The following is a 21,380-nucleotide window of genomic DNA, read 5'->3' as shown; positions in this document are numbered from 1 at the left end:
AACTCCTGTCGTTAAGCAGGGGGAAGTTCTTTTTGTAGCACAACACTTTGGAGAGAGGTGCACCCTCTCTTGCTTAGAAGATTGTAAATTGAATTGAATGTGAGGTAACTTCCCTTGTAAATCCAGTGTACATCTCCACATTATACCATTCACTAATAGGAAAGCGCTATTACATGTTATATAACTTTTCGCCTTTACTCCTTTTTTCCAGATATCCGCGTATAATTCAGTAAAAGTGTATATTGTTTGTGTCAGATTTATGCCGCTATGATAGGATTAACTACTCGATCCGGGGCTGTACTCAAGGGGGAATGTCATAATGAAGGGACTGCTTACAAGCAAATTTGCGCTGAATGGACTGTTTGTCAAGCTAATGCTGAGCTTCCTCAGTGTCATCCTGATTTTGGCTTCATTTAATCTGTTCTCCCATCTGTACTTAAGCAACAAGGTCTATCAGGAGATGGTCAGACAAAATGAACTCGGCCTTGCGCAGACCGTTGAAGGGTATGAGAATCATTTCCGACTGACCCAGAACATGATTCTGGCCCTCACCCAATCGGATACCTGGACAGCCAATCTGGGCATTTTGAGCCACATTAAGGAGAACCGCCGTTACGATATTCCCGCAGAGGTGAAGTCGGACCTCTCCACGCTGTACGCTAATCCTTTTCTGCATATCGACAATTTCATTCTCTATTTCAAGCAAGAAGACTATGTACTGGAGAAGGAAGGTCTTAGCAGTGCCAGCGATATGTTCGGTAAATATTATTATAGTAAAGAATATCCCCCGGATTACTGGAAAACTCAAACGATGAACAACCAGTTCCTGAAAGTAATGCCTGCCGCAGCTTTTACGGAAAATACCGTTCACTCATCCCGCTCTCTCGGTCAACTGATGCCGGTCATGATGAAAGCTATTCCCTACGAAGATGTGTACGGCATTATTATGCTGGATCCACAACGTATGCAGGACACATATGGCGATGCCGCTAATAATCCGTTCTACATTCTGGACAACGAGGGACGCCTGCTTTTTACCACGATGGAGGGGGAACTGCAGAATTCGCAGCTACCTGCAGACGGAAGCAAACATGAACGTATTGGGGATCAGTATTACTTCTATGAAAAAGGTAAGCAAACCGGATTTACCTATGTCCGGGTCACCCAGGCCGCAGTAATCGCCGCGGAAATGCGGGGCATGCAGCTGCTGCTGGCTTTTCTGCTTGGCGCTGCTGTGCTGATTAGCGTGATCTCCTCCCTGTTTTTCAGCATAAGATTAAACCAGCCGCTCCAGCGCCTTATTGCCGCTCTGGACCGAAATTCGGACAGCGGACCAGACAAATGGAGCAGTGTAAAAGAATTCGCCATGATCGGAGACCGCCTGAGCTCTATTCTGGAGAATAACCGTTACATTCAAAGCGACCTTGCGCAGAAGAACTCTCTTGTACGCCAGTACGCTTATATCCATAAAGTAAAGAATATACCGCTCAGCTCCTATCTGGCGGAGCTTGAGGATGCCCAACATTCCGAGCAGCCTTATGTCTCCATTCTGTTCAAGGTGGGCTTCAAATCCCAGCCGGATGAATTCGGGCAGCATACCCTGTTATTATGGAAGCTGATTCAAAGCCTGTTCACCAGCAGCAAAACCAATAGCGTTGCCATTCAGCCCGAGCAGGACCAACTGCTCTTGCTGCTGTTCGATCCAGGTCCACAGAGTGGTATTCTTCAAGCGCTCGATACACTGAAGGAGTTGCTGGCTGTCGAGGAAACCCTTTATCTGACCATTGCGGTAAGTCCGGTGTATTCCGGAGAAATTCCGTTTACCGATGCGTACAGCAATCTGTCCATGCTGTTAAAAGAGCGCAGGCTGAATGGGGAGACACAAGTTATTGTGGAGCCGCGTGCTTCTTCGTCAAATGCCTTCCATGTGAAGGTCACTTATGGGGAGGAACTGCACAACCTGCTGCAATCCGGCAATGAAGAGGCCGTATTCGCTTGGCTGGATCGCCAGCTGGAGCAACTGCAGCACAAGGATGCGGCCGCAGAAGACTTCCGCACCTTTGCCATCGGTGCAGTCGAACAGATCAGCAAGACGGTGATGAAGCTGAATTTGACGAACATCGAATCCGAGCTTCGCTCTTCTCCTCCGGGAGAGGCATTTGCTGGTTTCCATTCCATGCAGCAATACAGAGAATGGCTTCAGGCGTTGGCTCAACCGGTACTTGCGGCAGTACGCAGCCAGCTGGAAACGCGTGATCCGGTTATCACCTTTGTGCTGGACTACCTGGATCATCATTATGGGGAAGACATTAATTTGAATATCGTCGCCGACAAGTTGAATTTAACATCGGGGTACCTCTCCAGTATTTTCAAGGAAAAGACTAACATCAACTTCAGCGAATATCTGAACAATCTGCGGGTTGAGCGGGCCAAGGAACTGCTTGTGAATGTAGATCTGCGAATTCAGGACATTGCGACACAGGTCGGCTATCAAAATGTGAACTCGTTTATCCGCATGTTCAAGCGTCGGTACGGGCTGACCCCCGGAGAATACCGCAAGCGTCATGCGGGTGATGAGCCATTTATCTCCTCCAGCCATGGCTAACCAGGCGTGAGCGGGCAAGAACCGTAGATTGTAAATACACCAGTGTCCGCTCGGAAGCAGGCGCTGGTGTACTGTCATTTTACATTAGAATTTTGGATAGATGCACAAGAGCCATTGAAGGAATTCGCTGTTCCTCAGGAATATTCTCATAGAGAAGATGTCCTTTCCCTGCTTTAACCATCCGTTCGCGCATGGCTACAATACGGCCTTTACTGTGATCAATAAAACGAAAATCCACCTGTCGTAAACTTTGCATTTCAGTCAAACGTTCGAATGCCTCAGCCTTGATCCCCTTATGTATCTCTTTCAGTTCAAGCACCTCCAACCCGTCCGCAGTCCACAGGTTCCCAATGTCTTGCAGAGACTTCATGAAATCCAGTTCAAGCTGACGCAGATTCTTCAAATGCGAGAAGTCGCACAACCGCTCGATTTTGGGCAATGACAGATGCAGATAGACCAGATGATGTAATGCCCCCACTGCATCAATCTCGGTTAGATTCTTTACGGACGATAATCTCAGCATACGGATATTCGATTCAGCCAGTACTTCGAGTGAACCAGCCAATGTACAGTGATCGAGAGCCAAATACTCGATAAATGGTAAGTCTACAACAAAATCAAGCTGATCAATGTCGCAGTTCAGGACGAGGGTACTCAACCGAATGCAGTCCTCAATCGGCGAGAGATCGGGAAATTTCCCGCTAAGTGCGAGATAAGTCAAGTATTTGTAATTTCGGATGAAGTCTAGATTTAGCTTTTTGGGTGAGCGAATGTTCAGAAACTCCATCTTTTGCAGCGCACTCAATATACTTAAATCCTGTGGTTGCTTGAGATCCAGCTGCAAAGCGGTGACATGTTTTAAACCAGCAAGTGCCTCCAGAAACTCTTCTGAATACCGCCCCTTCACATCTGTATTGGACACATTTAAAATCAAATCGGGTCGTTTGGCAAACACATGTTCATCCAATTTTCGCAGATCATGCATTTCGTCCAACCCGACAACAAAGCTAATCGTAGCCCTGTTCCGCAGTTGTACGATAGCCTTGTCCATTTTATCCTCGTTCCAGGGAACTCCACTCATTGAAGCGGCCCACGATTCGTTCATTATTGGTCACCCTCCAATTCTCTGATACTTATCCATGTATAGCTTTCCTTTAATTGTAAATCAAGAAGAGTACATTGAGAAGTCGGATATTTTAAGGAAGAGATAGTATTAGAGTTAGATGAAACTCGCTTTCATCTGACTCTTTTATCTATATTTTACAAGAACAAAAAACACATTTTTACACATAGACTTTTGATATTGTCATGATGTAACACATAGAGTTTTATTTAGAATGTAATTGACTTAGTCTATACAGACATAGTATATTGTTGATGAAAGTTTTAGAAGGGTGTGTTTGAGATGAAAACAGAATCAAGGCTAAAACATTGGACACATAGCGAAGATAAAATATTTATAGATACAATCTATGATTTAGTTATGAATAAGTCATATACATTAAATAAGGCATTAGATTATGTAGCAGAAAAGCTTCAACGCTCAAAATCAGGATGCGCTTTTAGATATAACAAAATAATTCGACAACAGCTCGATCCTCAGGTTTTAGAAAAAATCAGCTCAAACAATCCCGCAAATATGAGTACTAGAGGGAAAATTATAGACAGTAACGCTGAGCAAATTAACATAGATTTAATTGAACAGAAAGTAGATGATTTTTCGAGAGTCAACTCATTAAAAAATGAATTAAGGGATATTGAGAGTAGAGTACTCGAATTAGAAAAAAGAAAAACTCAAATTGTTAGTGAGTTAAAAATATATTTGAATGATATAATGAGTTTAATTAAATCAACTTCTTGAGAGTGAGGTTTTAGCAGTTGAAAAAAAAAATAAGCCGTTGCTCTTGTAGAGAGCCAACGGCTGAGTAGAACAACTCACTGTTTTGTTAAAAGTGTGAGAACCGTCTACATATATAATAATAAAACACATAATCCAAATTAAATGTAGCACACTTTTGACACTCTCCACAAGGTACTAGAGTATCTGGAGGTGAATGAAACTATGCGAATTATTTATTCTGAGAAGTATCAGTGTCATGGTATTTTTCGTGCTTGGAGACGTCATCCTAAAACCAATCAAATTTTATGGGCAAAAAATTATGGTAAAAAAGCATGGTTTATTCCATTAGACGAAATTTAACTAATACCCCTCATGACTCGAACGGTTCCGAGTCATGAGTTTTTTTGTAGTACTACACAGAATTTACTTCTATATAGTATCAGCAACATTTGCCTTCTTTCTTGTTTTAGCATTTATTTATATACGATGAGAACCAGTGTCGGTTATATTTAACAGAACTCATACCTTAATGAGAATTAAATCTAAAAAATTTTAATTATATACAAGTTAATGATCAATCAATCTATAGCATAATTATTATGGGATAATGTTAAACGTACCCGGGCAAATACCCATTCCCCTAGACTGCGCTACAATTTTTTAAATCCTTGCCTATCGTTTACGTGTATTGGGTTAAACATGCTTTTATAGACTTTTACTTCATACTTCTTAATAGTCTATTTCGTACCTCATTTGTATAAAAAAACAATATTCAAGGAATTCAAAGCACTTTGCAAACAATTTTTCTATATTTCGAAAGGTATAGTAGATAAATAAATTTAGATACTCCTGAATCTTACGTAAAGATCATTAATATTCTATCTCCTAATAAGTCATAAACTAAAATGATTGTTTTTGGCGCACTTTTTTAATTATAAAATTGAGAAACTGGAGGATAATCATCATGAAGTTTGCTAAACGTATGGAACATTTCAGTGAGGGGATATTCACACGTTTGCTGGAAATCAAGAGGCAACGACTGGAGAATGGAGAACCTGTCATCGATCTAAGTGTAGGCACACCCAATATTCCCCCTGCCCAACATATCATGACGGCTTTATGCGAGGCAGCAGCAGATGCTTCAAACTATACATATGCTGTAAATGATCAGAGCGAATTGCTGCAAGCAGTCAGTGAATGGTACAAGCGCCGTTACCATGTCGAACTGAACCCGAAAACCCAAATTTGCTCCTTGCTTGGATCACAGGAAGGTCTCGCCCATATCTCTTTGGCGATCGTTGATGAAGGAGATCTGGTCCTTGTACCCGATCCTTGTTATCCAGTCTTTGCTGATGGACCTCTACTTGCAGGAGCCGAACTGTATTATATGCCCCAAAAGAAGAACATGGATATGTTATTCAACTTCAGGACATTCCTGAAGCTGTTGCGCGCAAAGCAAAATTCATGCTTGTATCCTATCCGAACAATCCCACGACAGCAATGGCATCCGATCAGTTCTATCTGGATCTAATTGATTTTGCCAAGAAATATGACATTATCGTTCTTCATGACAATGCATACAGCGAGCTGGTGTTCGATGGGAAATCGTGCGGTAGTTTCCTTGCTTATCCCGGGGCGATGGATGTCGGCATTGAATTCAACTCGTTATCCAAAACCTATGGATTGGCTGGGGCACGAATCGGCTTTTGTGTGGGGAACCCGGATGTGGTATCTGTGCTTAAAAAGCTGAAATCCAACATGGATTACGGCATGTTTCTTCCGATTCAGAAGGCAGCCATTGCTGCAATCACAGGGGATCAGAGTGAAGTTGAGCGGGTCAGAGATATCTACGAGGAGCGCAGAGATATTCTTTGCGAAGGATTCAGCAACCTCGGTTGGCATATTGCCAAACCCGAAGCCAGCATGTTCATCTGGAGTCGGATTCCAGACCACTACGATACCTCAGAGCAGTTTGCCATGAATCTGGTTACACAAGCGGGTGTAATCGTAACGCCTGGGAGTGCATTCGGACCTTCGGGTGAAGGATATGTGAGATTCGCTTTGGTTCAGGATAAAGAGACGTTGCAGCAAGCGATCCTATCGGTAGATAACAGTGGAATGCTAAGAGAAAAAACAACGAATTTATAACACGAATGAAAAAATTTCTCATAAGAAAACATCCCCTCTAGGTAAGCAGTGAGAAAAGAGAACATGTCTACATGAACTCACCACTGAAAACCAGAGGGGATTTTTTATTTAAAGATCGAATATTTAAGCTGATTTGCGCCAGTTGGAACGGTACATTAAATAAAGGAAATATGGCGTTCCAATAATCGCAATTAACAACCCGGATGGAATCTCGGTTGGTGCCATAACAGTCCTTCCGATCGTATCCGCCAGTACCAGCATCACTGCACCGACCAAAGCCGACAGAAACATCGACCGTCTTAATTTGTTTCCCGTCAATAGACGGACCATATGTGGAGCGATTAGCCCAATAAATCCAACCGTTCCCACACAGGCGACTGCACCTGCGGCAAGCAAAACACCAACGGTCATAGCCAGCAGACGCGTCCGACGAACACTCAAGCCAAGACCGGAAGCACTATTATCGTCGAATACCAACAGTTCGAATCTTCGCGCCAGCCACCACGCAAGCGGGATCAAAATCAACAGGAACACCCCAATGATCTTCACTTGATCCCATGTACGTGCATAGGTACTGCCTGTTAGCCAGATAAAACCGCTACTGCCATATACAGCGCCGCGAACAATCAGAACCTGAATGCCTGCGCCTGCAATTGCAGACATGGCGATACCCAGCAATACAACTGCGGAAGGATTGAGACCCTTCTTCCAGGACAAAGAGAATACGATTGCTGCAGCGATCCCTGCCCCAACAATCGCCGCTATAGGCAGCAAGAACACCGGAAGACCAGGCCATAGGATGATGACCATCATCGCACCCAAGCCTGCGCCTGACGATACGCCCACGATGGACGCGTCAGCCAGCGGGTTGCGAACGGCCATCTGAATAAGCACACCGCTGATCGCCAGTGCACCACCTGCACCTGCGGCGACAAGAGTACGCGGAATGCGAAGCTGAACAATAGCCGAGTATAGCCCATCCGATTGAAACAGGCTTGGCAGAAGATCGGCCATTGGAATACGCATCCCGCCAAACATCGTACTAAGGAGAACCAATGCTAACGTTAGTAATGTAAAGATAATAGCAATAGGGCCGAATGCCCAGCGACGCGAACGTGCTCCTGTGCTCATTGAGGTAGACATGCCTGATCCATTTGCTGCCTTCATGCGTGTAAGTACAAGCCAGATCAGCCATGGTGCACCAATGATTGCCATTACGGCCCCTGTCGGCAACTCCAGACTGGAGTTATGAACCATCTTGGCAAGTACGTCTGCACCAACCAGCAGTGTTGCGCCCCACAAGAAAACACCAGGCAATAACAACCGATTGGAACGAATTCCACTCAATCGAACCAGATGAGGTGCCACCAAACCCACAAAGCCAATTGGCCCAATTACACTGACAATGACCGCAGCCAGCAACACAGCAATAATCAACCCCGTGGCACGGGCCATGCCTACTTTTTGCCCGAGTGAGGAAGCAGTTGATTCATCCAGTTCCAACATATCCCACTGCCGGGATAAAACCAGGGCAACGATCGTAATTCCAATGACCCAAGGCCATGCGTAAATTACACCGCTCCAGTCATTCTGAACAAGCGTTCCTGATCCCCATAGAAATAATGCCTGAGTCTCCTGAGAGAAGAAAATATGCAGCGCGCTTGTAAAAGAACCAAGTACCATCGATACAATCATGCCAGAGAGCGCAAGTCGCACTGGACTTGACGTTCTCCCCCCGCCCATGAAGTACGCTGCGGCAGCTGCCAGTAATCCACCGAGTACGGCGAAAAGGAAAGGCGATTGCTGCATCAATCCTGGGAAAAAAATCGTTCCCAACACCACGACAAAATAGGCCCCCGCATTGATGCCGAGTGTATCCGACGCCGCGAGCGGATTACGCGTAATGGTCTGTAGCAATGAACCAGCAACAGCAAGCGCCCCTCCAGCCAGGATACCGATTACTGTTCGGGGCATGCGCAGATCCCAGATCATATTATGTTCCAGTGTGTCCTGCCTGCCCATAAGTGAATCTACAACCGTATGGAGTGGAATTGAAGCTTCTCCATAACACAGGCTTACAAAAAAAAGCACGATGAGAGCGGTTAGACCGCCCCCATAAATGCTTAATGTACGCCAGTTAAACACTGGTCGGGAATGTTGGACCGAACTCATTGGGTAATCGCTCCAACAACCCCGTCAACCAGAGCTTTGGACGAGATAGGTCCACCGAACGTCCATGTTGTGCTATCCAGTTGATAAGTGCGTTTATCTTTGACAAAATTCAGACCTTTCCATACTGAATTGTCTTTCATTGCTGTGCCAAAAACGTCATCATCCGGTTGTGTGATGTAGATGAAATTGCTGTCCTGAACAGCAGGCAAGGATTCAATACCCACCGTTGAGAATCCATATCCTTCAATCTTGTCCGGCTGCCAGTCGTTAACCAGTCCAACCTTCGCCAACGTGCCAATTACGACAGCATTATCGGTAAACATGCGAAGACTTGCTGCATTTTGATACGTAAATGCTTGTGTCAGTACATAATGGAATTCCGATTTGTCGGCAGCAGCAAGTTTATCTTTGACTTCTGTATAGTGCTGATCGAGTTCATCGAGTACCTTCTTCGCTTGGTCTTCTTTTCCAAGAGCAACCGCGATATTGTTAAACGTTTCCGTCATTTTATCATAAGTATAGCCATCACCCGTATACAGGTCATATTCAAGCGTTGGTGCAATGGCATTGAGCTGATCATAGATATTCGAATTGGAATTGGCGATAATCAGATCCGGCTTCAAAGCTGCAATCGCCTCCAGATTTGGCTCGTCACGTGTTCCAACATCCGTCACCGTGTCATCCAGAGCTGCTTCGGGAGTCACATAGACTTTATAGTTGGCGTTGTCTGCACTACCTACTGGCTGAACACCCAGTGCTACTACATCTTCCGTATATGTCCATTCCAGCGTAACAACTCTCTTAGCGGGTTTGTCCAGTTTGAGTTCTCCACCACTATGTTTAACTGTAACAGGACCTGCTGTCTCTTCAGTCGGCGTGCTGCCGGAAGAGGCATTTTCATTTGTATCTGTTGTGCTGCTGGCTTTACCGCAACCTGTCAGAGCAAGCGCCAAAACCGTCAGCAATAAAAATCCGTTCAAGCTTTTTTTCATATCCTACTTCTCCCCTATTTATATGTATTTATATGATAACAATTATCATTATCACTAATGGATTATCCTGTAGAATTGCTTTTTTGTCAATTCAAAAGAGTTATTATTTTCTTTGCAATATCTTCCCTGTCACAGCATAAACAGAAAAAAAATGAAAGAACCCTCATTCAAGGCGGGCCTGGATCACATCGACTGTTTTGAAATGGTGATAGAATGCACCGTACGATAATTTAACTCAACTGCATCGTTGTGATACACGTATTATCTTCTTCATAGGTAGATAGCTGTGTCTCTGCAACCTTTCCATCATACACCACACGAATGAGGTATGACTTATCTCTGGCTAACCAAAAATCCATAAAACCGTTGGATCCGGCCTTCATCTCAGCATTCTTCATGAGCGTATTCCCCTCGGAGTCATGGATCGTCACACTGAACTTCTTATTTTTCATTTCGCCCTGACATCCGGTCAAACTATGAATTGCACAGGGATGAGTCTGCTCCACATAGGGTGCAATGGAAAGGAAAAACTCCTTTTCAGGCAAGTCGTAGGTTGTCGTTTGGTTACCTTTATCCGTGACGATTAACTGGGTGGCATTAATGGAGGCCGATTCAGGTGTCTCCTTGCCTGTACTGATATCTTCTACTAATTTCTTGATATTGGGCGCTTCCGCGTTATCTGCTTCTTCTGTCCCCACATTGTTTGCAATAAGGAAGGCCCCCAACACAATTACAACCACTAAGCTGGCAATGATCCACATTTGTTTTTTCATCTGGAGTTCATCTCCTCGTCCGTTTTAGTTTATTATAATGGAGAACGAATCATCATGGACTGAAAGCGTATGTAATTCACCATTTATTCACATATTTGTATGCTTCATTCGCATCATATTAGATGTATCATTGATCAGCAAAGGAGGATGTGTATATGCATAAATCCCTATCTATACCCGACATGGATCGCAGAGTCCACAGATCCAAACAGGCCCTGAAAGCCTCATTGTTAGAATGGATGTCACGCAAGCCATTCGAGAGTATTACCATTACCGATATCGTGAAATTGGCCGATGTGAATCGCAGTACCTTTTACAAACATTATGTATATAGAGAAGACTTGCTCAATGAAATTTTGAAAGACGTGATGGCAGATCTGATCTTCGCCTATCGTGCCCCTTACCAGCACTACCGAGATTTCGGAATCATGGACCTGAACGCTTCAGCTATCAAAATTTTCGACCATGTTCTTGGCCACGCCACCTTCTATGCCTTGCTGGTTAACACAAACATGCTCTCGGGTTTTCGGGATACGCTCTATGAAACGCTCAAAACTCTGTATCTGGAGGATGTAACCGATATGTCACCAGACCCCCGAGTGAACAAGGAGCTTCTTGCCTGTTATCAGGCCAATGCAGTTCTTGGTTTAATTACAGGATGGGTGCAAAGCAATTTCAAATACAGTGCCTCCTATATGGCGGAGCAGCTACTGGAATTTACACGCATGAATCGCTCCAATGAAGTTTACCGTTCGAATCTGAATCCATCATTGGATGAAATGGAAAGAGGCACCGTCTCTCATGACAACTGAGAAACCAGTACCTCTCTGAATGCTTCGATCACTTTGCTGTTAGTTGCTGATCCAGCCACCATCCACTGGCAGCTCCACACCCGTGATGAATTTGGATTCATCCGAAGCTAAGAACAAGTAGGCATAGGCGATATCCATGGACTCTCCGGCATGCGGAGGCAGTGGGGCGAGATTTTTGTAATGCTCTCCCATCTCCACTTGGGACTTGATGCCCGCTTTTTCCACCATGCCGGTAAACACAGCCCCTGGATGTACAGAGTTCACACGAATGTTATCTTTGGCGAACCATTGTGCACCATGTTTGGTCAGTGAACGCACAGATCCCTTCGATGCACTGTATGCTGCGCCCTGAGCATCGGCAATTCCGCCAATGATGGCAGCGATGGAAGATGTATTTACGATGGAGCCTTGTCCATTTTGCTGCATATAAGGGATAACCGCCTTCATTCCCAGCCATACACCTGTACCGTTAATGGACATGACCTTGTCCCAATCTTCCAATTCTGCTTCCAGAATGCCTTTGGCGATGTGAATGCCGGCATTGTTGACCAGAATATCAATTTTGCCATAGTTTCCGACGGTTTCTTCCACAACTGCATTCCATGATTCCGGACTGGATACATCCAGCTTTAATGCAATCGCTTCGCCGCCGTCAGCTACAATCTGTTTCACTTGTTCCTGCAAAGCGTCAATCGCTACATCGGTAGCAACTACCTTCGCCCCTTCTCTAGCAAACAATTGAGCCCCAGCCAATCCCATACCGCTTGCCGCTCCAGTTATAATTGCAACTTTTCCAGTTAATCTTCCCATGTCCAATCATCCTTTCCAAATGAAGATGGATGCTCCACAAAGACACATCCGACCTTGTCGACACCTTTAGTATACGGATGAAATGAAAGCTCTTTCAATCAGCAAACGGGCAGGCTTTTGTAGGATAACCGTTAGTTGGGTGCGACTTTGTTCATTCCCTGTAAGTAATCCCACAGATGAAGGGTTATTTGTTGTTTTAACATCGAGGTGAGCCTTCTGCATCTTGGTGACATTGTAAACCTATCATGGCTTGTCCCTGTGCAATCCTATATAATAAACATAAATTATGGAAATCATCTCGAACATTCGAATCCATTATACGTGTCTAACCCATTCTAGCTTGAGCAGGAGGAGTTTTCATTGAAGTGGTACCGTGTACATAAAGAAAAATCGAATACAACCCATTCCATCGACTGGAACGGATTAATCCCGAGGCATATCGCAATCATGATGGATGGAAATGGAAGATGGGCTACGCGAAAAGGATTACCTCGAAGTGCTGGGCACTATGCAGGAATGCAGACAATGCGGGAAACGATAAGCATGTGCCACAAAAACGGGATTGCTTCGCTCACTCTTTACGCCTTCTCTACGGAAAACTGGAAAAGGCCCAAGGAAGAGGTCGATTACATCATTAGTTTGGTGGTCGAATTTGTACAGGATACAACCGTTCAGGAACTGAATCAGAATAATATCAAAGTTAATTTTATTGGTGATATCTCGAAATTCCCAGACGAAACACAGGAAGCGATGCGTAAAGTGGTGGAACTAACCCAAACGAATAGCGGGATGGCTGTGTATTTCGCGATGAATTATGGGGGTAAAAACGATATTGTACAAGCGATCAAAACGTACATCGTAGAAAACAATGAAGAAAACAAAGAAACCTCGGAAATCTCCGAGGCGGAATTCGAAAAGTTTTTGTATACCGGACTCAATCCTGCCCCCGATCTGCTAATCCGAACCAGTGGGGAGAAACGGTTAAGCAATTTCCTATTATGGCAAGCCGCTTATTCCGAGCTCTGGTTTACGGATGTGATGTGGCCGGATTTCAACGAGCAATTGTTATATGAATCCATCTTGGATTATCAGCAGCGCAAACAAAGAGCATTAGACGATGTAACACAGTAATCCAACATTGTTTCTGCCGATCCTCAGCTTAAATGAGCTTTTAACCAGGGATGGATAATAGGGAGAACGGTACTGGGCTGCATTGCTTTGGTGTGATCCATATCCGCTCCCTTGATGATTTGGACGGTCCAGCCGAGGTTTTCAAGAACGGGTTTATGCTTTTGCAATCTTCCAGCGATATCCACCGTCACACTACCAAATTTCTCCCCATACACAATCGTATCTCTCTCTCCTGCAAAAGCCAATCTGGGGATATTCAACTGAGTCTGAATACGTTGATCATCGAAATCAAATAAACCTTGATACAAGGTCGCAAATTGTTTCGTTTGAGCCGGATCGATCTTTAACTCCACGTTGTCCCAATCCAATTGATCCGGACTCAGTTCTTCTACTTTCATTAGAGCTTCTGCTGGGTGTATTTCTCCCGATTCTTCATGCTGCTTCAATGCTCCCTCATATGTCTTGGTGGTCACTACTCGCATTTCCTCATATGGCCCCTCGTATGGCGGGAATCCTCCCATAATGAGACTTTCCATACGGTCAGTCCGCAGGGCTAACTGCAGTCCAACGAGAGCCAGCCAGGAGTATCCATAATAACTAAATCGATTCACATTCATTTGATCCGCAATTCGTAACAAATCCTGAGTGATATATTCGGGCGTAAAATGTTCCGGATGGGGATGTGCCATATAGTGGCCTTCATAATCAAAATGCAGGATCTGAAATTCACCGGAAAGTCCGTCGATAAACTTTGCACCCAATTCAGGATCAACCCCCCATAACTTTAGGGTATCGGCTTCTTGTCCGGTTACGGACTTTTTGGCTATGGGCAGCATAATGGCGCTACGATCTTCCTCTCCCGTCAGACCTACTTCAAGCTGCGAGCCATTCAACAATGTAATCATTTTCTGCAATTGAACCAGTCCTTTACTGTTGATATCCTCAGTGTATAACATGGATGCAATCTTTCGGTTTTCATTATAAAATGTGGATAAAATATGGACTTGGGCGTGTTGTATGTTACTGTAGCACTTGAAGGTTTCACTTGAAGCATGAGGAGAAGAAACATGAACCGAACATATACACCTGGGCAGATTGCCACAAGGCTGGATGTAAGTACAACTACACTGCGACGGTATGAAAAGGAGAACCTGATTCCAGACGTTCCACGGACAGACAGCAATCATAGGTACTATACCCCTGTTCATCTTCAGGCGTTTGTTGCTATTCGTTTATTATTGAAAGGGTATGAGATTCCCGTAGTATACGAGGTTATGAGAAAAGTAAAACAGGGCGATACGATGGATGCCCTCTGGCTTATAAACCAGCAGCTATATAACAGCCAACTGGAGAAGCAACGAATGGAAGACATATGGAAGATGGTGCAACAGGTGGATTTTGCTAACGATCGAAAGGTTGGAACGACGGAGGCGATGACGATTGGAAAAGCTGCCGAAGCAGCCGGGGTCAACACTTCTGCTATCAGGCATTGGGAAACCGAAGGCTTGATTTGCTCAGAAAGAGACCCTAACAACGGTTATCGAATGTATACCCGGGACGAATTAAGAAAGATATTGGTCATTAGCAGCTTAAGAAAATCCGTCTACTACATTGAACATATGAAAGAGCTTCTGAACACTGTCGGCACGCAGGATTATACACAGATCAATAAAGCCTTCCAACTGGCCCTGCAAAAGCTAAACAGCCAACTGTCCCTGCAATTTGCAGGCGTGAAGGAACTTATGACATACATTGAATTACATCAGGCACAAGGATAACGTATTGGTTAGTTGAGATTGGATGTTTTAATGAAAAAAGCCCGACATTTGTTCGAGAAATTCTCGACATGGTCGGGCTTCTTACTGTTACTTCACGTTCTACACATGCTGATTTACAGGTTAGATATGGCTTTGTTTTTCTCAAAGAACCTTGCATTATGGGACGATACCCCTGCCATATCGGAAGCGGTCGGCTCCAGATAGAGCTTGGCGCTGTTTACTGCGAGTACGGCATCATTAAATGCACCAGCAATCAGACGGACTTTGCTTCCATAGGTAATGAAATCACCTGCTCCGAATATCCCCGGTTGACTTGTGCACATTCGCGGATCAACCGAGATACCGTAATCTTCACGTTCCAATCCCCAATGGACCAGGTTACCGAAATCACGATCGTATCCATGACTTACAACCACTTCATCCACTTCAATTGGCATGATTTCTCCATTGTCTACATGGGCGAGTTCAACGTGGCCTATTTTGTCTCCTGTACCATATAAGCGAGAGATGCTGTAAGGAGTCCAGACTTGGGCAAAAGCTTTCATCTGGGCAACTGGCAGCTCATGTGCCGTAAACTCCTGTCGTCTGTGCACTACGATGACCTCTCGTGCCAATCCCTCCATCTCATTCGCCCAATCTATTGCGGAATCCCCGCCTCCCGAGATCAGTACACGTTTATCCTTGAATCTGGAAAGATCCGTAATGGTATAGTGCAGGTTCGTCAGCTCATACCGATTTGCGCCCTCAATATCCAGCTTTTGAACCTGCGTCATGCCTCTGCCTGCACATAACAAGATCGTACGTGTGTAATGACGCTTTCCTGTCTTCGAGGTGAGTACAAACACTTGATCATCGCGTCGTTCCATCTGAGCAATTTCCTGGCCGAATACAATAGTTGGATCGAAGGTTCTTGCCTGTCTTTCCAGGGAATCGATCAATTTCTCACAACGAATCGGATCAACTCCACCTACATCCCAGACCAGCTTCTCCGGGTACGTGCGCATAAATCCGCCCAATTCCTCTTTGGCTTCAATGATTTTGGTACGCATGGCTCTCATCCCGCTGTAAAATGCAGCGTACATTCCTGCAGGTCCGCCACCAACAATCGTTATATCGTAAATGTCCAATTGCTGCTCTGCTCCAGTATTCATCTAGGGCACCAACTTTTCAACGACATAATCCAACAACTTGGCCGATCCAATAGGACCCACACCTGTTACAAAATCACTCGTTTTCAGCGGAAAGACATGATTGTCTTTCACTGCGTTCAAATTCGCCCACACTTTGCTTTCTTTCAGGTTATCCATGGATTGCTTCGTATCATAGCCTTTCAGCGTCCTGTCTTCTAGAAATATATAATCCGGGTTCATTTCCGGCAAAAATTCCAGGGAAAACTGGCTAAACCAATCTGTAGAGTCTTTGATGACTTCAGGGCTGTTCAGACCTAAGGTTTCATAGAAAAAGACACTGCTGCTTCCACCTTTGGGACCCATGAAACGGTAACGATTGTGCTCTACTCGAAGAACCAGCACGGTTTTGTCGCCGATCGCTTGAGCAATTTTCTCCTGTGCCTGCTTCGCCTTCTCATCAAATTCAGCCAGCACTTTGGCAGATTCCTCTGTCTTGTCAAAGACAGCAGCCAGCTTCGGCATGGCAATCTGCATTTCACTGTTGGAATCCAGAGCCACCGTTGGAGCAATCTTGGATAGTTCATCATATACGCCTTGTTCCATACCTACGCCTGCGCTAACAATCATATCTGGTGACAACGTCAGCAATTGTTCATAATTATATTGATATTGTTCCGCTTCAATCATTTGGACCCCGTGTTCCTCAAAATAAGACGCACGATATTCCGGCTCAATCTCCGGAACAAATATAACCATCTGCGGTGTAACGCCCATCTCAATCAAATACTCGGCATAGATGGAATCCAGTACAAGCATATTTTGAGGATTCGTAGGAATCGTCACCTCTCCAAACTGATCCCGAACAACTTTCGTCTCATTTTTCTCTGCCGTTTTTGCTGAAGCTTCCACTTTTTTATCAGAAGAACCGGAACAGGCGGAAAGCACCAAACTTAGCGCCAACAGCACCATTCCCAAACCCTTAAACCTTCGTGACATGATCTACTCGCCCCTTATGTAATATTGATAATGATAATTATTATCAAATACTAGCAAATAGGAAGAGATCCTTCCATAGGAGATGGTGCGTATTCAGTTGGATTATTGTGCTCTATCATAGATTGGTGACCAGCTTATTTACAATTTCATTCAAAATCATTTGGTGTCCAATAATTCCACGGCCATCCACCCACAGGCAAGTATCCACGAAAAATACCCTGTTGTTTTTTACAGCCTCCAAGCCATTCCATTGAGAGCTCTCCACTAACTTCTTCATATTTTCTTCAGCACTAAAGTGCTGCATAACTCGCTTCTCCACAAACAGGTAATCGGGATTGGCTTTGGCCAACAAGTCGAGTGAGCAAGGATTAAACCACGCCTCCCCTGAATGCAACGGCTGTGGCAGAGTTAAACGGAGCTGTTCGTACAGTAAATGGGATACCCCATTAGAATGACCACCCAAATATCGATAACCGAACGGTTCTACCCTCAGCACCATCACGGTAGAGGAAGATTGGACAAGATGCTGTAGTTGCTGCTGTGCTTTGTTTACTTCCAATTTCATCTGCATATGCAGTTTATGGGCTGTATCTTCTCGATGAAACAAGCCTGCCAATTGATGGAGCAGAGCCTCCACATCGTTATTTAAACCGGTTATAATGGGTGCAATTGTGCGCAGCCTTTGCTTGATCTCTTCTGTCCAAAAATTTCCCACAATCCATTCGGGCTGAACTTGCCGAATCTGTTCCACATCCAGCTCATATTGCGACACTTCCATCATCTTCACCTGATGCATGTCAAATAGTTCACGTAGATGTTCAGGCAAAAGCAAGGGAGTTACTACAACCGCATGTGGAATAACCCCCAAGTGAATCAACACTTCCGCACAAAGCGGGGAAAGACATACGATTTTACGCTGGGGCAACGTTTGTGCATAATTTCTCGGGGACACACCCGTTAACTGTTTGAAACGACGACTGAAATAATGAGCATCCTCGAATCCGGTCCTCTTCGCAATGTCCTGAGATGTTGCCGTTGATAACAACAGTTCCTCTTGAGCACGATAGATCCGGTAATGAGCCAGATAATCCAGAGGCGGCTTTCCATACCGCTCACTGAATTTGCGGGAATAATGCCAGGGACTTATGCCTGCTATCTCAGCTAATTGCTTTCGTGTGATGACCTGTTCATAATGCTGCTGCATGTAATCCACAGTGCGGAGAATGCTTTGTTCCACGGTAGGCTCCTCTTCTAACAACTCCCGGTATACATGTTGTAACAGTTCATACACCAAAAGTTGATTTCCTACATGTACTACATTGGAATTAGGAGAACCTTCTTCACTCCAATGTTGGCTGAGACTCGCCAGTGTGCCACCGGTTAATTTTACTTTTTGATACGTGTCCCCTGACGGTACATGCCATTCATATTTCACTACTTCACCTCGGTCTGGGAACATCGCGTATGTATCGAACTGAACATGCCATCCGGCCAGATCCAGATTGCCACCCTCAATCACTTCAATCACGGTGTTTTCTTGCACTGTAACTAACTCCCCATAAGATACCTGAACCCTATGACCATTAATATTCCAGATCGCTTTCCCGTCGAGGATAAGTAGTAAGGCATGACTTGAAAATTGATGCCTTTTGCCCGCACTCATCCATTGGTCTGTAAGTGGCTGGGTTGACTTCCATTGAGCCATCCACTCTATGTTGTTGGGCATTTTTGTTATCCTTTCTGTGGCTGTTGTGTTATTAAATCTACAATACACGAAAACCCGCACCATCAGGTACGGGCTTTTCTTAATTTATACGTGTTTCCTTTCTTTTCCTAACATCAAATAGGTGAACATACCTGACACACAGAAGGAAATAATCAAACCAACGCAGGCATGTAACAGATTCAGGCTCCCTTCTTCCATAAATAGCGGAATTTCCAGCAGACTTCCGGATCCACCCAATGCAACTGCTTTGACGGACATCAGCCCGAAATACAGTCCTCCTGCAGCACCGCCAAGCAATGCCGAATAAAAAGAGGCCCTCTTTCTCATATTGACCGCATACATCGCAGGCTCTGGGGTACCTAATAAAGCAGTTCCTGTTGCCCAGAAAGCCAGCTTCCTGAATTCCCGCTGTTTGCTTCTTAGCCCAGTAGCGAGTGAAGCTCCTGCTTGTGCAACAAAGGCAACCAACATGACAGGGATAATGAGGGAGAAACCATTCACCATTATTTCATTGATTATGATAGGTAAAAGCCAGTAATGTAATCCAGCGATCATCATTAGGGAATAAACCGCTCCCAGCAGCATAATTGCTAAAATCGGGGCATCATTCAGTAGTGAATCCACCACATCCGGTAACTGCTGATCAATCCAAGTACCAAGTGGACCAAGTATCATTAGAACCAATGGAACGAGAATCAGAAACGTCAACAATGGAGCAAGAATTCCTTTGAAGGCTCTTGGGCTTATTTGCTCAACGACTTTTTCCAGATAGGACGCCGCATATATCGTCAAAATCACCCATATGGAAGCTGAAAAAAAGATCGCTTGTGACACAATGGGTACTCCCATAAAGTGAACATCCTCTTCACCTGACAATAAAGCGGTCATTTGCGGGTAGAACATTAGTCCGGCAATCGCTGCGGCAACATAAACATTGCTTTTTAACCGAAAGGCTGTACTGAAGGCTACCAGGATTGGCAACAGATAATACACACTATCTCCAATGGATTTAAATATCAGGAATGTCTGACTGTCCATCAACGAAGAGGAATCTGTAGAACTGTAAACGTTAAATAACGTAATGATGGCTAGCACAATCTTGAGCACTGCAGCTCCCAGGATGGCGGGCATCAGAGGCCTGAACACATCGGAAACAAAAAATAAGAATGATTTTTTACGGGTACGCCTTGTTTCTTTCATTGCGTCCCCTTCTGCTTTCCCCACTCCCATGGCCTGTAGCGTATGGTATAGTTGTGAAAATTCGTCCTCAAATGTTATGTAGCACTGATCACCTGTTATACGAATATCTGCATCAAGATTTGATACAACGTGCACTGACATATTTACGCCTGTACGGTTACGCAATGTCAGCGTAGTGGTGTTCTCTTCATGCTGTACAAGACGAATATTTTCCTGTCCTCCTGCGAGATTCAAGAGTTGTTCGATGCTACTGTCATTCATATGTACCTTCTCCTTATGCTGCGGTAATCCCGAGTTTTATGATGTGCCCCTATCTATATACACATTTCCATGAAAAAACTTCAATAGGATAAAAAAACTAATTCACCTTATATTTCATGATTTTTGTGCAAGGTATAATGACCTAATTCAAGCATAGAGCTACTTACTATTTAGGCTTCCGTTCAACCTGTTTTATGAATCATTTTCCCCGTACTCGTCATCACTCACCACAACTTTGGACAACCTGAGCATAGCGTTTATGTCTATGTTCCCTTTCAAATGAGCAAATTTCTTCAGGGCCAGCCAGGTACCTTTTAGATGACCTGATTATGAACTTCCCAACTATATTAACCTTGTAATTATCTCTCCAAGACTATCATCCAAGCCATCACTTAATCCTCAGCATATCCTGTCGAATAGCGCATTCTGTCATAGACAGTTTGTGTGAAATCAAAGGAGGAATCATTATATGGTCAAACAAGTTTCTATCTCCCAAATTCACCCTCGATTAACCGTGTACAGCGAAGAGAATTTCAGAGGCCTTCGGAGAGTATATCGTGGTAATCTTGGAATTGCCGATATTGACGCCGTTCTGACAGGGATCGAAAGTTTGAAATTTTTCTCTACCAATCCAAACGCCACACTCGTGTTATTTGATCGTTCACGTTTTCGTGACAATTTCGTTGTACTGCGGGGCAATCGAATCATTCGTGAACTGGATGACTTCTTGCGTAGAGGTGATGTGGAATCCCTCATTTCTTCCAATCAGCGGTTAACACTGGCACAGATTCGCCAAATTAGAAGAACCGGTGAGCTTCCTCCCGGCTACCGATTAATCTAATCTGTCATACTCACCAACGTTAGTTCATTCAACATTTCAGTGATGCATGTCATCTAAGTGCATCACTGAAAATAAAAAATTTAAAAATAGGCATATCTGAACTCCTTATGAAAAATACTGTGTACATAAAAAATAATGAAATGGGACGATTCTATATTTTGCCCG

17 protein-coding genes and 1 pseudogene are annotated in these 21,380 nt (G+C 44.4%); 8 read left to right on the top strand and 10 right to left on the bottom strand.

Annotation, left to right across the window (positions count from 1 at the left end):
* The first annotated feature begins 319 nt into the window (after nt 1–319).
* Nucleotides 320–2,605 (top strand): AraC family transcriptional regulator, encoded by a 2,286-nt coding sequence (locus ACR1R9_RS04190; RefSeq protein WP_326065992.1) that lies wholly within the window; start codon nt 320–322, stop codon nt 2,603–2,605.
* A gap of 79 nt (nt 2,606–2,684) precedes the next feature.
* On the opposite strand, the gene ACR1R9_RS04185 is transcribed toward ACR1R9_RS04190, so the two are convergent.
* Nucleotides 2,685–3,710, bottom strand: a complete 1,026-nt coding sequence (locus ACR1R9_RS04185; RefSeq protein ID WP_433921653.1) for a hypothetical protein — start codon at nt 3,708–3,710, stop codon at nt 2,685–2,687.
* A 300-nt stretch (nt 3,711–4,010) separates the two neighbouring features.
* Here ACR1R9_RS04185 and ACR1R9_RS04180 point away from each other — a divergent pair, with 300 nt between their 5' ends.
* The 3 genes and pseudogenes from ACR1R9_RS04180 to ACR1R9_RS04170 all read left to right on the top strand — a co-directional run bounded on the left by ACR1R9_RS04180 (nt 4,011) and on the right by ACR1R9_RS04170 (nt 6,593).
* On the top strand, nt 4,011–4,466 hold the full coding sequence (locus ACR1R9_RS04180; RefSeq protein WP_433921654.1) for a hypothetical protein: 456 nt from the start codon (nt 4,011–4,013) through the stop codon (nt 4,464–4,466).
* A 201-nt stretch (nt 4,467–4,667) separates the two neighbouring features.
* Nucleotides 4,668–4,805, top strand: a complete 138-nt coding sequence (locus ACR1R9_RS04175) for a hypothetical protein (protein WP_433921655.1) — start codon at nt 4,668–4,670, stop codon at nt 4,803–4,805.
* A gap of 604 nt (nt 4,806–5,409) precedes the next feature.
* A pseudogene (locus tag ACR1R9_RS04170) lies at nt 5,410–6,593 on the top strand (aminotransferase class I/II-fold pyridoxal phosphate-dependent enzyme).
* Between the two features lie 123 nt (nt 6,594–6,716).
* Here ACR1R9_RS04170 and ACR1R9_RS04165 read toward each other — a convergent pair.
* The 3 genes from ACR1R9_RS04165 to ACR1R9_RS04155 form a co-directional block, all read right to left on the bottom strand.
* Nucleotides 6,717–8,765: an iron ABC transporter permease gene (locus tag ACR1R9_RS04165; protein WP_433921657.1), complete on the bottom strand. Its 2,049-nt coding sequence runs from the start codon at nt 8,763–8,765 to the stop codon at nt 6,717–6,719.
* Nucleotides 8,762–9,757: an ABC transporter substrate-binding protein gene (locus ACR1R9_RS04160; RefSeq protein ID WP_433921658.1), complete on the bottom strand. Its 996-nt coding sequence runs from the start codon at nt 9,755–9,757 to the stop codon at nt 8,762–8,764. Before ACR1R9_RS04160 ends, ACR1R9_RS04165 begins: the two co-directional genes overlap by 4 nt.
* Before the next feature lie 230 nt (nt 9,758–9,987).
* Entirely contained in the window at nt 9,988–10,530 is a 543-nt protein-coding gene (locus ACR1R9_RS04155; RefSeq protein ID WP_326065996.1) for a CueP family metal-binding protein, read from the bottom strand.
* 155 nt (nt 10,531–10,685) lie between these two features.
* Here ACR1R9_RS04155 and ACR1R9_RS04150 point away from each other — a divergent pair, with 155 nt between their 5' ends.
* Nucleotides 10,686–11,342, top strand: a complete 657-nt coding sequence (locus ACR1R9_RS04150) for a TetR/AcrR family transcriptional regulator (protein ID WP_274567974.1) — start codon at nt 10,686–10,688, stop codon at nt 11,340–11,342.
* A 39-nt stretch (nt 11,343–11,381) separates the two neighbouring features.
* Here the strand turns inward: ACR1R9_RS04150 and ACR1R9_RS04145 are convergent, their stop codons facing one another.
* Nucleotides 11,382–12,152 (bottom strand): SDR family NAD(P)-dependent oxidoreductase, encoded by a 771-nt coding sequence (locus ACR1R9_RS04145; RefSeq protein ID WP_310853819.1) that lies wholly within the window; start codon nt 12,150–12,152, stop codon nt 11,382–11,384.
* 360 nt (nt 12,153–12,512) lie between these two features.
* Here ACR1R9_RS04145 and ACR1R9_RS04140 point away from each other — a divergent pair, with 360 nt between their 5' ends.
* On the top strand, nt 12,513–13,283 hold the full coding sequence (locus tag ACR1R9_RS04140; protein WP_076287980.1) for an isoprenyl transferase: 771 nt from the start codon (nt 12,513–12,515) through the stop codon (nt 13,281–13,283).
* Between the two features lie 23 nt (nt 13,284–13,306).
* On the opposite strand, the gene ACR1R9_RS04135 is transcribed toward ACR1R9_RS04140, so the two are convergent.
* Nucleotides 13,307–14,239 carry an alpha/beta fold hydrolase gene (locus ACR1R9_RS04135; protein ID WP_433921659.1) on the bottom strand — a complete coding sequence of 311 codons (933 nt, stop codon included), beginning with the start codon at nt 14,237–14,239 and terminating at the stop codon, nt 13,307–13,309.
* 111 nt (nt 14,240–14,350) lie between these two features.
* Here ACR1R9_RS04135 and ACR1R9_RS04130 point away from each other — a divergent pair, with 111 nt between their 5' ends.
* Nucleotides 14,351–15,061, top strand: coding sequence for a MerR family transcriptional regulator (locus ACR1R9_RS04130; RefSeq protein ID WP_310853821.1), 711 nt, complete (start codon nt 14,351–14,353; stop codon nt 15,059–15,061).
* A gap of 113 nt (nt 15,062–15,174) precedes the next feature.
* Here the strand turns inward: ACR1R9_RS04130 and ACR1R9_RS04125 are convergent, their stop codons facing one another.
* The 4 genes from ACR1R9_RS04125 to ACR1R9_RS04110 all read right to left on the bottom strand — a co-directional run bounded on the left by ACR1R9_RS04125 (nt 15,175) and on the right by ACR1R9_RS04110 (nt 20,374).
* Nucleotides 15,175–16,212 carry an NAD(P)/FAD-dependent oxidoreductase gene (locus ACR1R9_RS04125; RefSeq protein WP_310853822.1) on the bottom strand — a complete coding sequence of 346 codons (1,038 nt, stop codon included), beginning with the start codon at nt 16,210–16,212 and terminating at the stop codon, nt 15,175–15,177.
* Nucleotides 16,213–17,187 carry an ABC transporter substrate-binding protein gene (locus tag ACR1R9_RS04120; RefSeq protein WP_433921660.1) on the bottom strand — a complete coding sequence of 325 codons (975 nt, stop codon included), beginning with the start codon at nt 17,185–17,187 and terminating at the stop codon, nt 16,213–16,215.
* Nucleotides 17,188–17,302: 115 nt separating this feature from the next.
* Nucleotides 17,303–18,913 (bottom strand): helix-turn-helix domain-containing protein, encoded by a 1,611-nt coding sequence (locus ACR1R9_RS04115; RefSeq protein WP_433948812.1) that lies wholly within the window; start codon nt 18,911–18,913, stop codon nt 17,303–17,305.
* An 84-nt stretch (nt 18,914–18,997) separates the two neighbouring features.
* A complete protein-coding gene (locus tag ACR1R9_RS04110) occupies nt 18,998–20,374 on the bottom strand; it encodes a PTS transporter subunit EIIC (RefSeq protein ID WP_433921662.1) in 1,377 nt (458 codons plus the stop codon).
* A gap of 469 nt (nt 20,375–20,843) precedes the next feature.
* Between ACR1R9_RS04110 and ACR1R9_RS04105 the strand changes: the two genes are divergently transcribed.
* Nucleotides 20,844–21,215 (top strand): hypothetical protein, encoded by a 372-nt coding sequence (locus ACR1R9_RS04105; RefSeq protein ID WP_433921663.1) that lies wholly within the window; start codon nt 20,844–20,846, stop codon nt 21,213–21,215.
* Nucleotides 21,216–21,380: the final 165 nt, after the last annotated feature.

Origin of the sequence: Paenibacillus taichungensis (genome assembly GCF_050994985.1) — a bacterium.
GTDB classification, from domain to species: Bacteria; Bacillota; Bacilli; order Paenibacillales; family Paenibacillaceae; genus Paenibacillus; species Paenibacillus taichungensis.
This window is presented reverse-complemented; position numbering and strand designations above follow the sequence as displayed.

Excerpts from the sequence above, each read along its gene's own strand:
- ACR1R9_RS04115 (WP_433948812.1), bottom strand. The coding sequence starts at position 18,913 with ATGCCCAACAACATAGAGTGGATGGCTCAATGGAAGTCAACCCAGCCA.
- ACR1R9_RS04150 (WP_274567974.1), top strand. The coding sequence starts at position 10,686 with ATGCATAAATCCCTATCTATACCCGACATGGATCGCAGAGTCCACAGA.
- ACR1R9_RS04175 (WP_433921655.1), top strand. The coding sequence starts at position 4,668 with ATGCGAATTATTTATTCTGAGAAGTATCAGTGTCATGGTATTTTTCGT.
- ACR1R9_RS04160 (WP_433921658.1), bottom strand. The coding sequence starts at position 9,757 with ATGAAAAAAAGCTTGAACGGATTTTTATTGCTGACGGTTTTGGCGCTT.
- ACR1R9_RS04125 (WP_310853822.1), bottom strand. The coding sequence starts at position 16,212 with ATGAATACTGGAGCAGAGCAGCAATTGGACATTTACGATATAACGATT.
- ACR1R9_RS04110 (WP_433921662.1), bottom strand. The coding sequence starts at position 20,374 with ATGAATGACAGTAGCATCGAACAACTCTTGAATCTCGCAGGAGGACAG.
- ACR1R9_RS04120 (WP_433921660.1), bottom strand. The coding sequence starts at position 17,187 with ATGTCACGAAGGTTTAAGGGTTTGGGAATGGTGCTGTTGGCGCTAAGT.
- ACR1R9_RS04155 (WP_326065996.1), bottom strand. The coding sequence starts at position 10,530 with ATGAAAAAACAAATGTGGATCATTGCCAGCTTAGTGGTTGTAATTGTG.
- ACR1R9_RS04130 (WP_310853821.1), top strand. The coding sequence starts at position 14,351 with ATGAACCGAACATATACACCTGGGCAGATTGCCACAAGGCTGGATGTA.
- ACR1R9_RS04105 (WP_433921663.1), top strand. The coding sequence starts at position 20,844 with ATGGTCAAACAAGTTTCTATCTCCCAAATTCACCCTCGATTAACCGTG.
- ACR1R9_RS04185 (WP_433921653.1), bottom strand. The coding sequence starts at position 3,710 with ATGAACGAATCGTGGGCCGCTTCAATGAGTGGAGTTCCCTGGAACGAG.
- ACR1R9_RS04190 (WP_326065992.1), top strand. The coding sequence starts at position 320 with ATGAAGGGACTGCTTACAAGCAAATTTGCGCTGAATGGACTGTTTGTC.
- ACR1R9_RS04135 (WP_433921659.1), bottom strand. The coding sequence starts at position 14,239 with ATGTTATACACTGAGGATATCAACAGTAAAGGACTGGTTCAATTGCAG.
- ACR1R9_RS04180 (WP_433921654.1), top strand. The coding sequence starts at position 4,011 with ATGAAAACAGAATCAAGGCTAAAACATTGGACACATAGCGAAGATAAA.
- ACR1R9_RS04165 (WP_433921657.1), bottom strand. The coding sequence starts at position 8,765 with ATGAGTTCGGTCCAACATTCCCGACCAGTGTTTAACTGGCGTACATTA.
- ACR1R9_RS04145 (WP_310853819.1), bottom strand. The coding sequence starts at position 12,152 with ATGGGAAGATTAACTGGAAAAGTTGCAATTATAACTGGAGCGGCAAGC.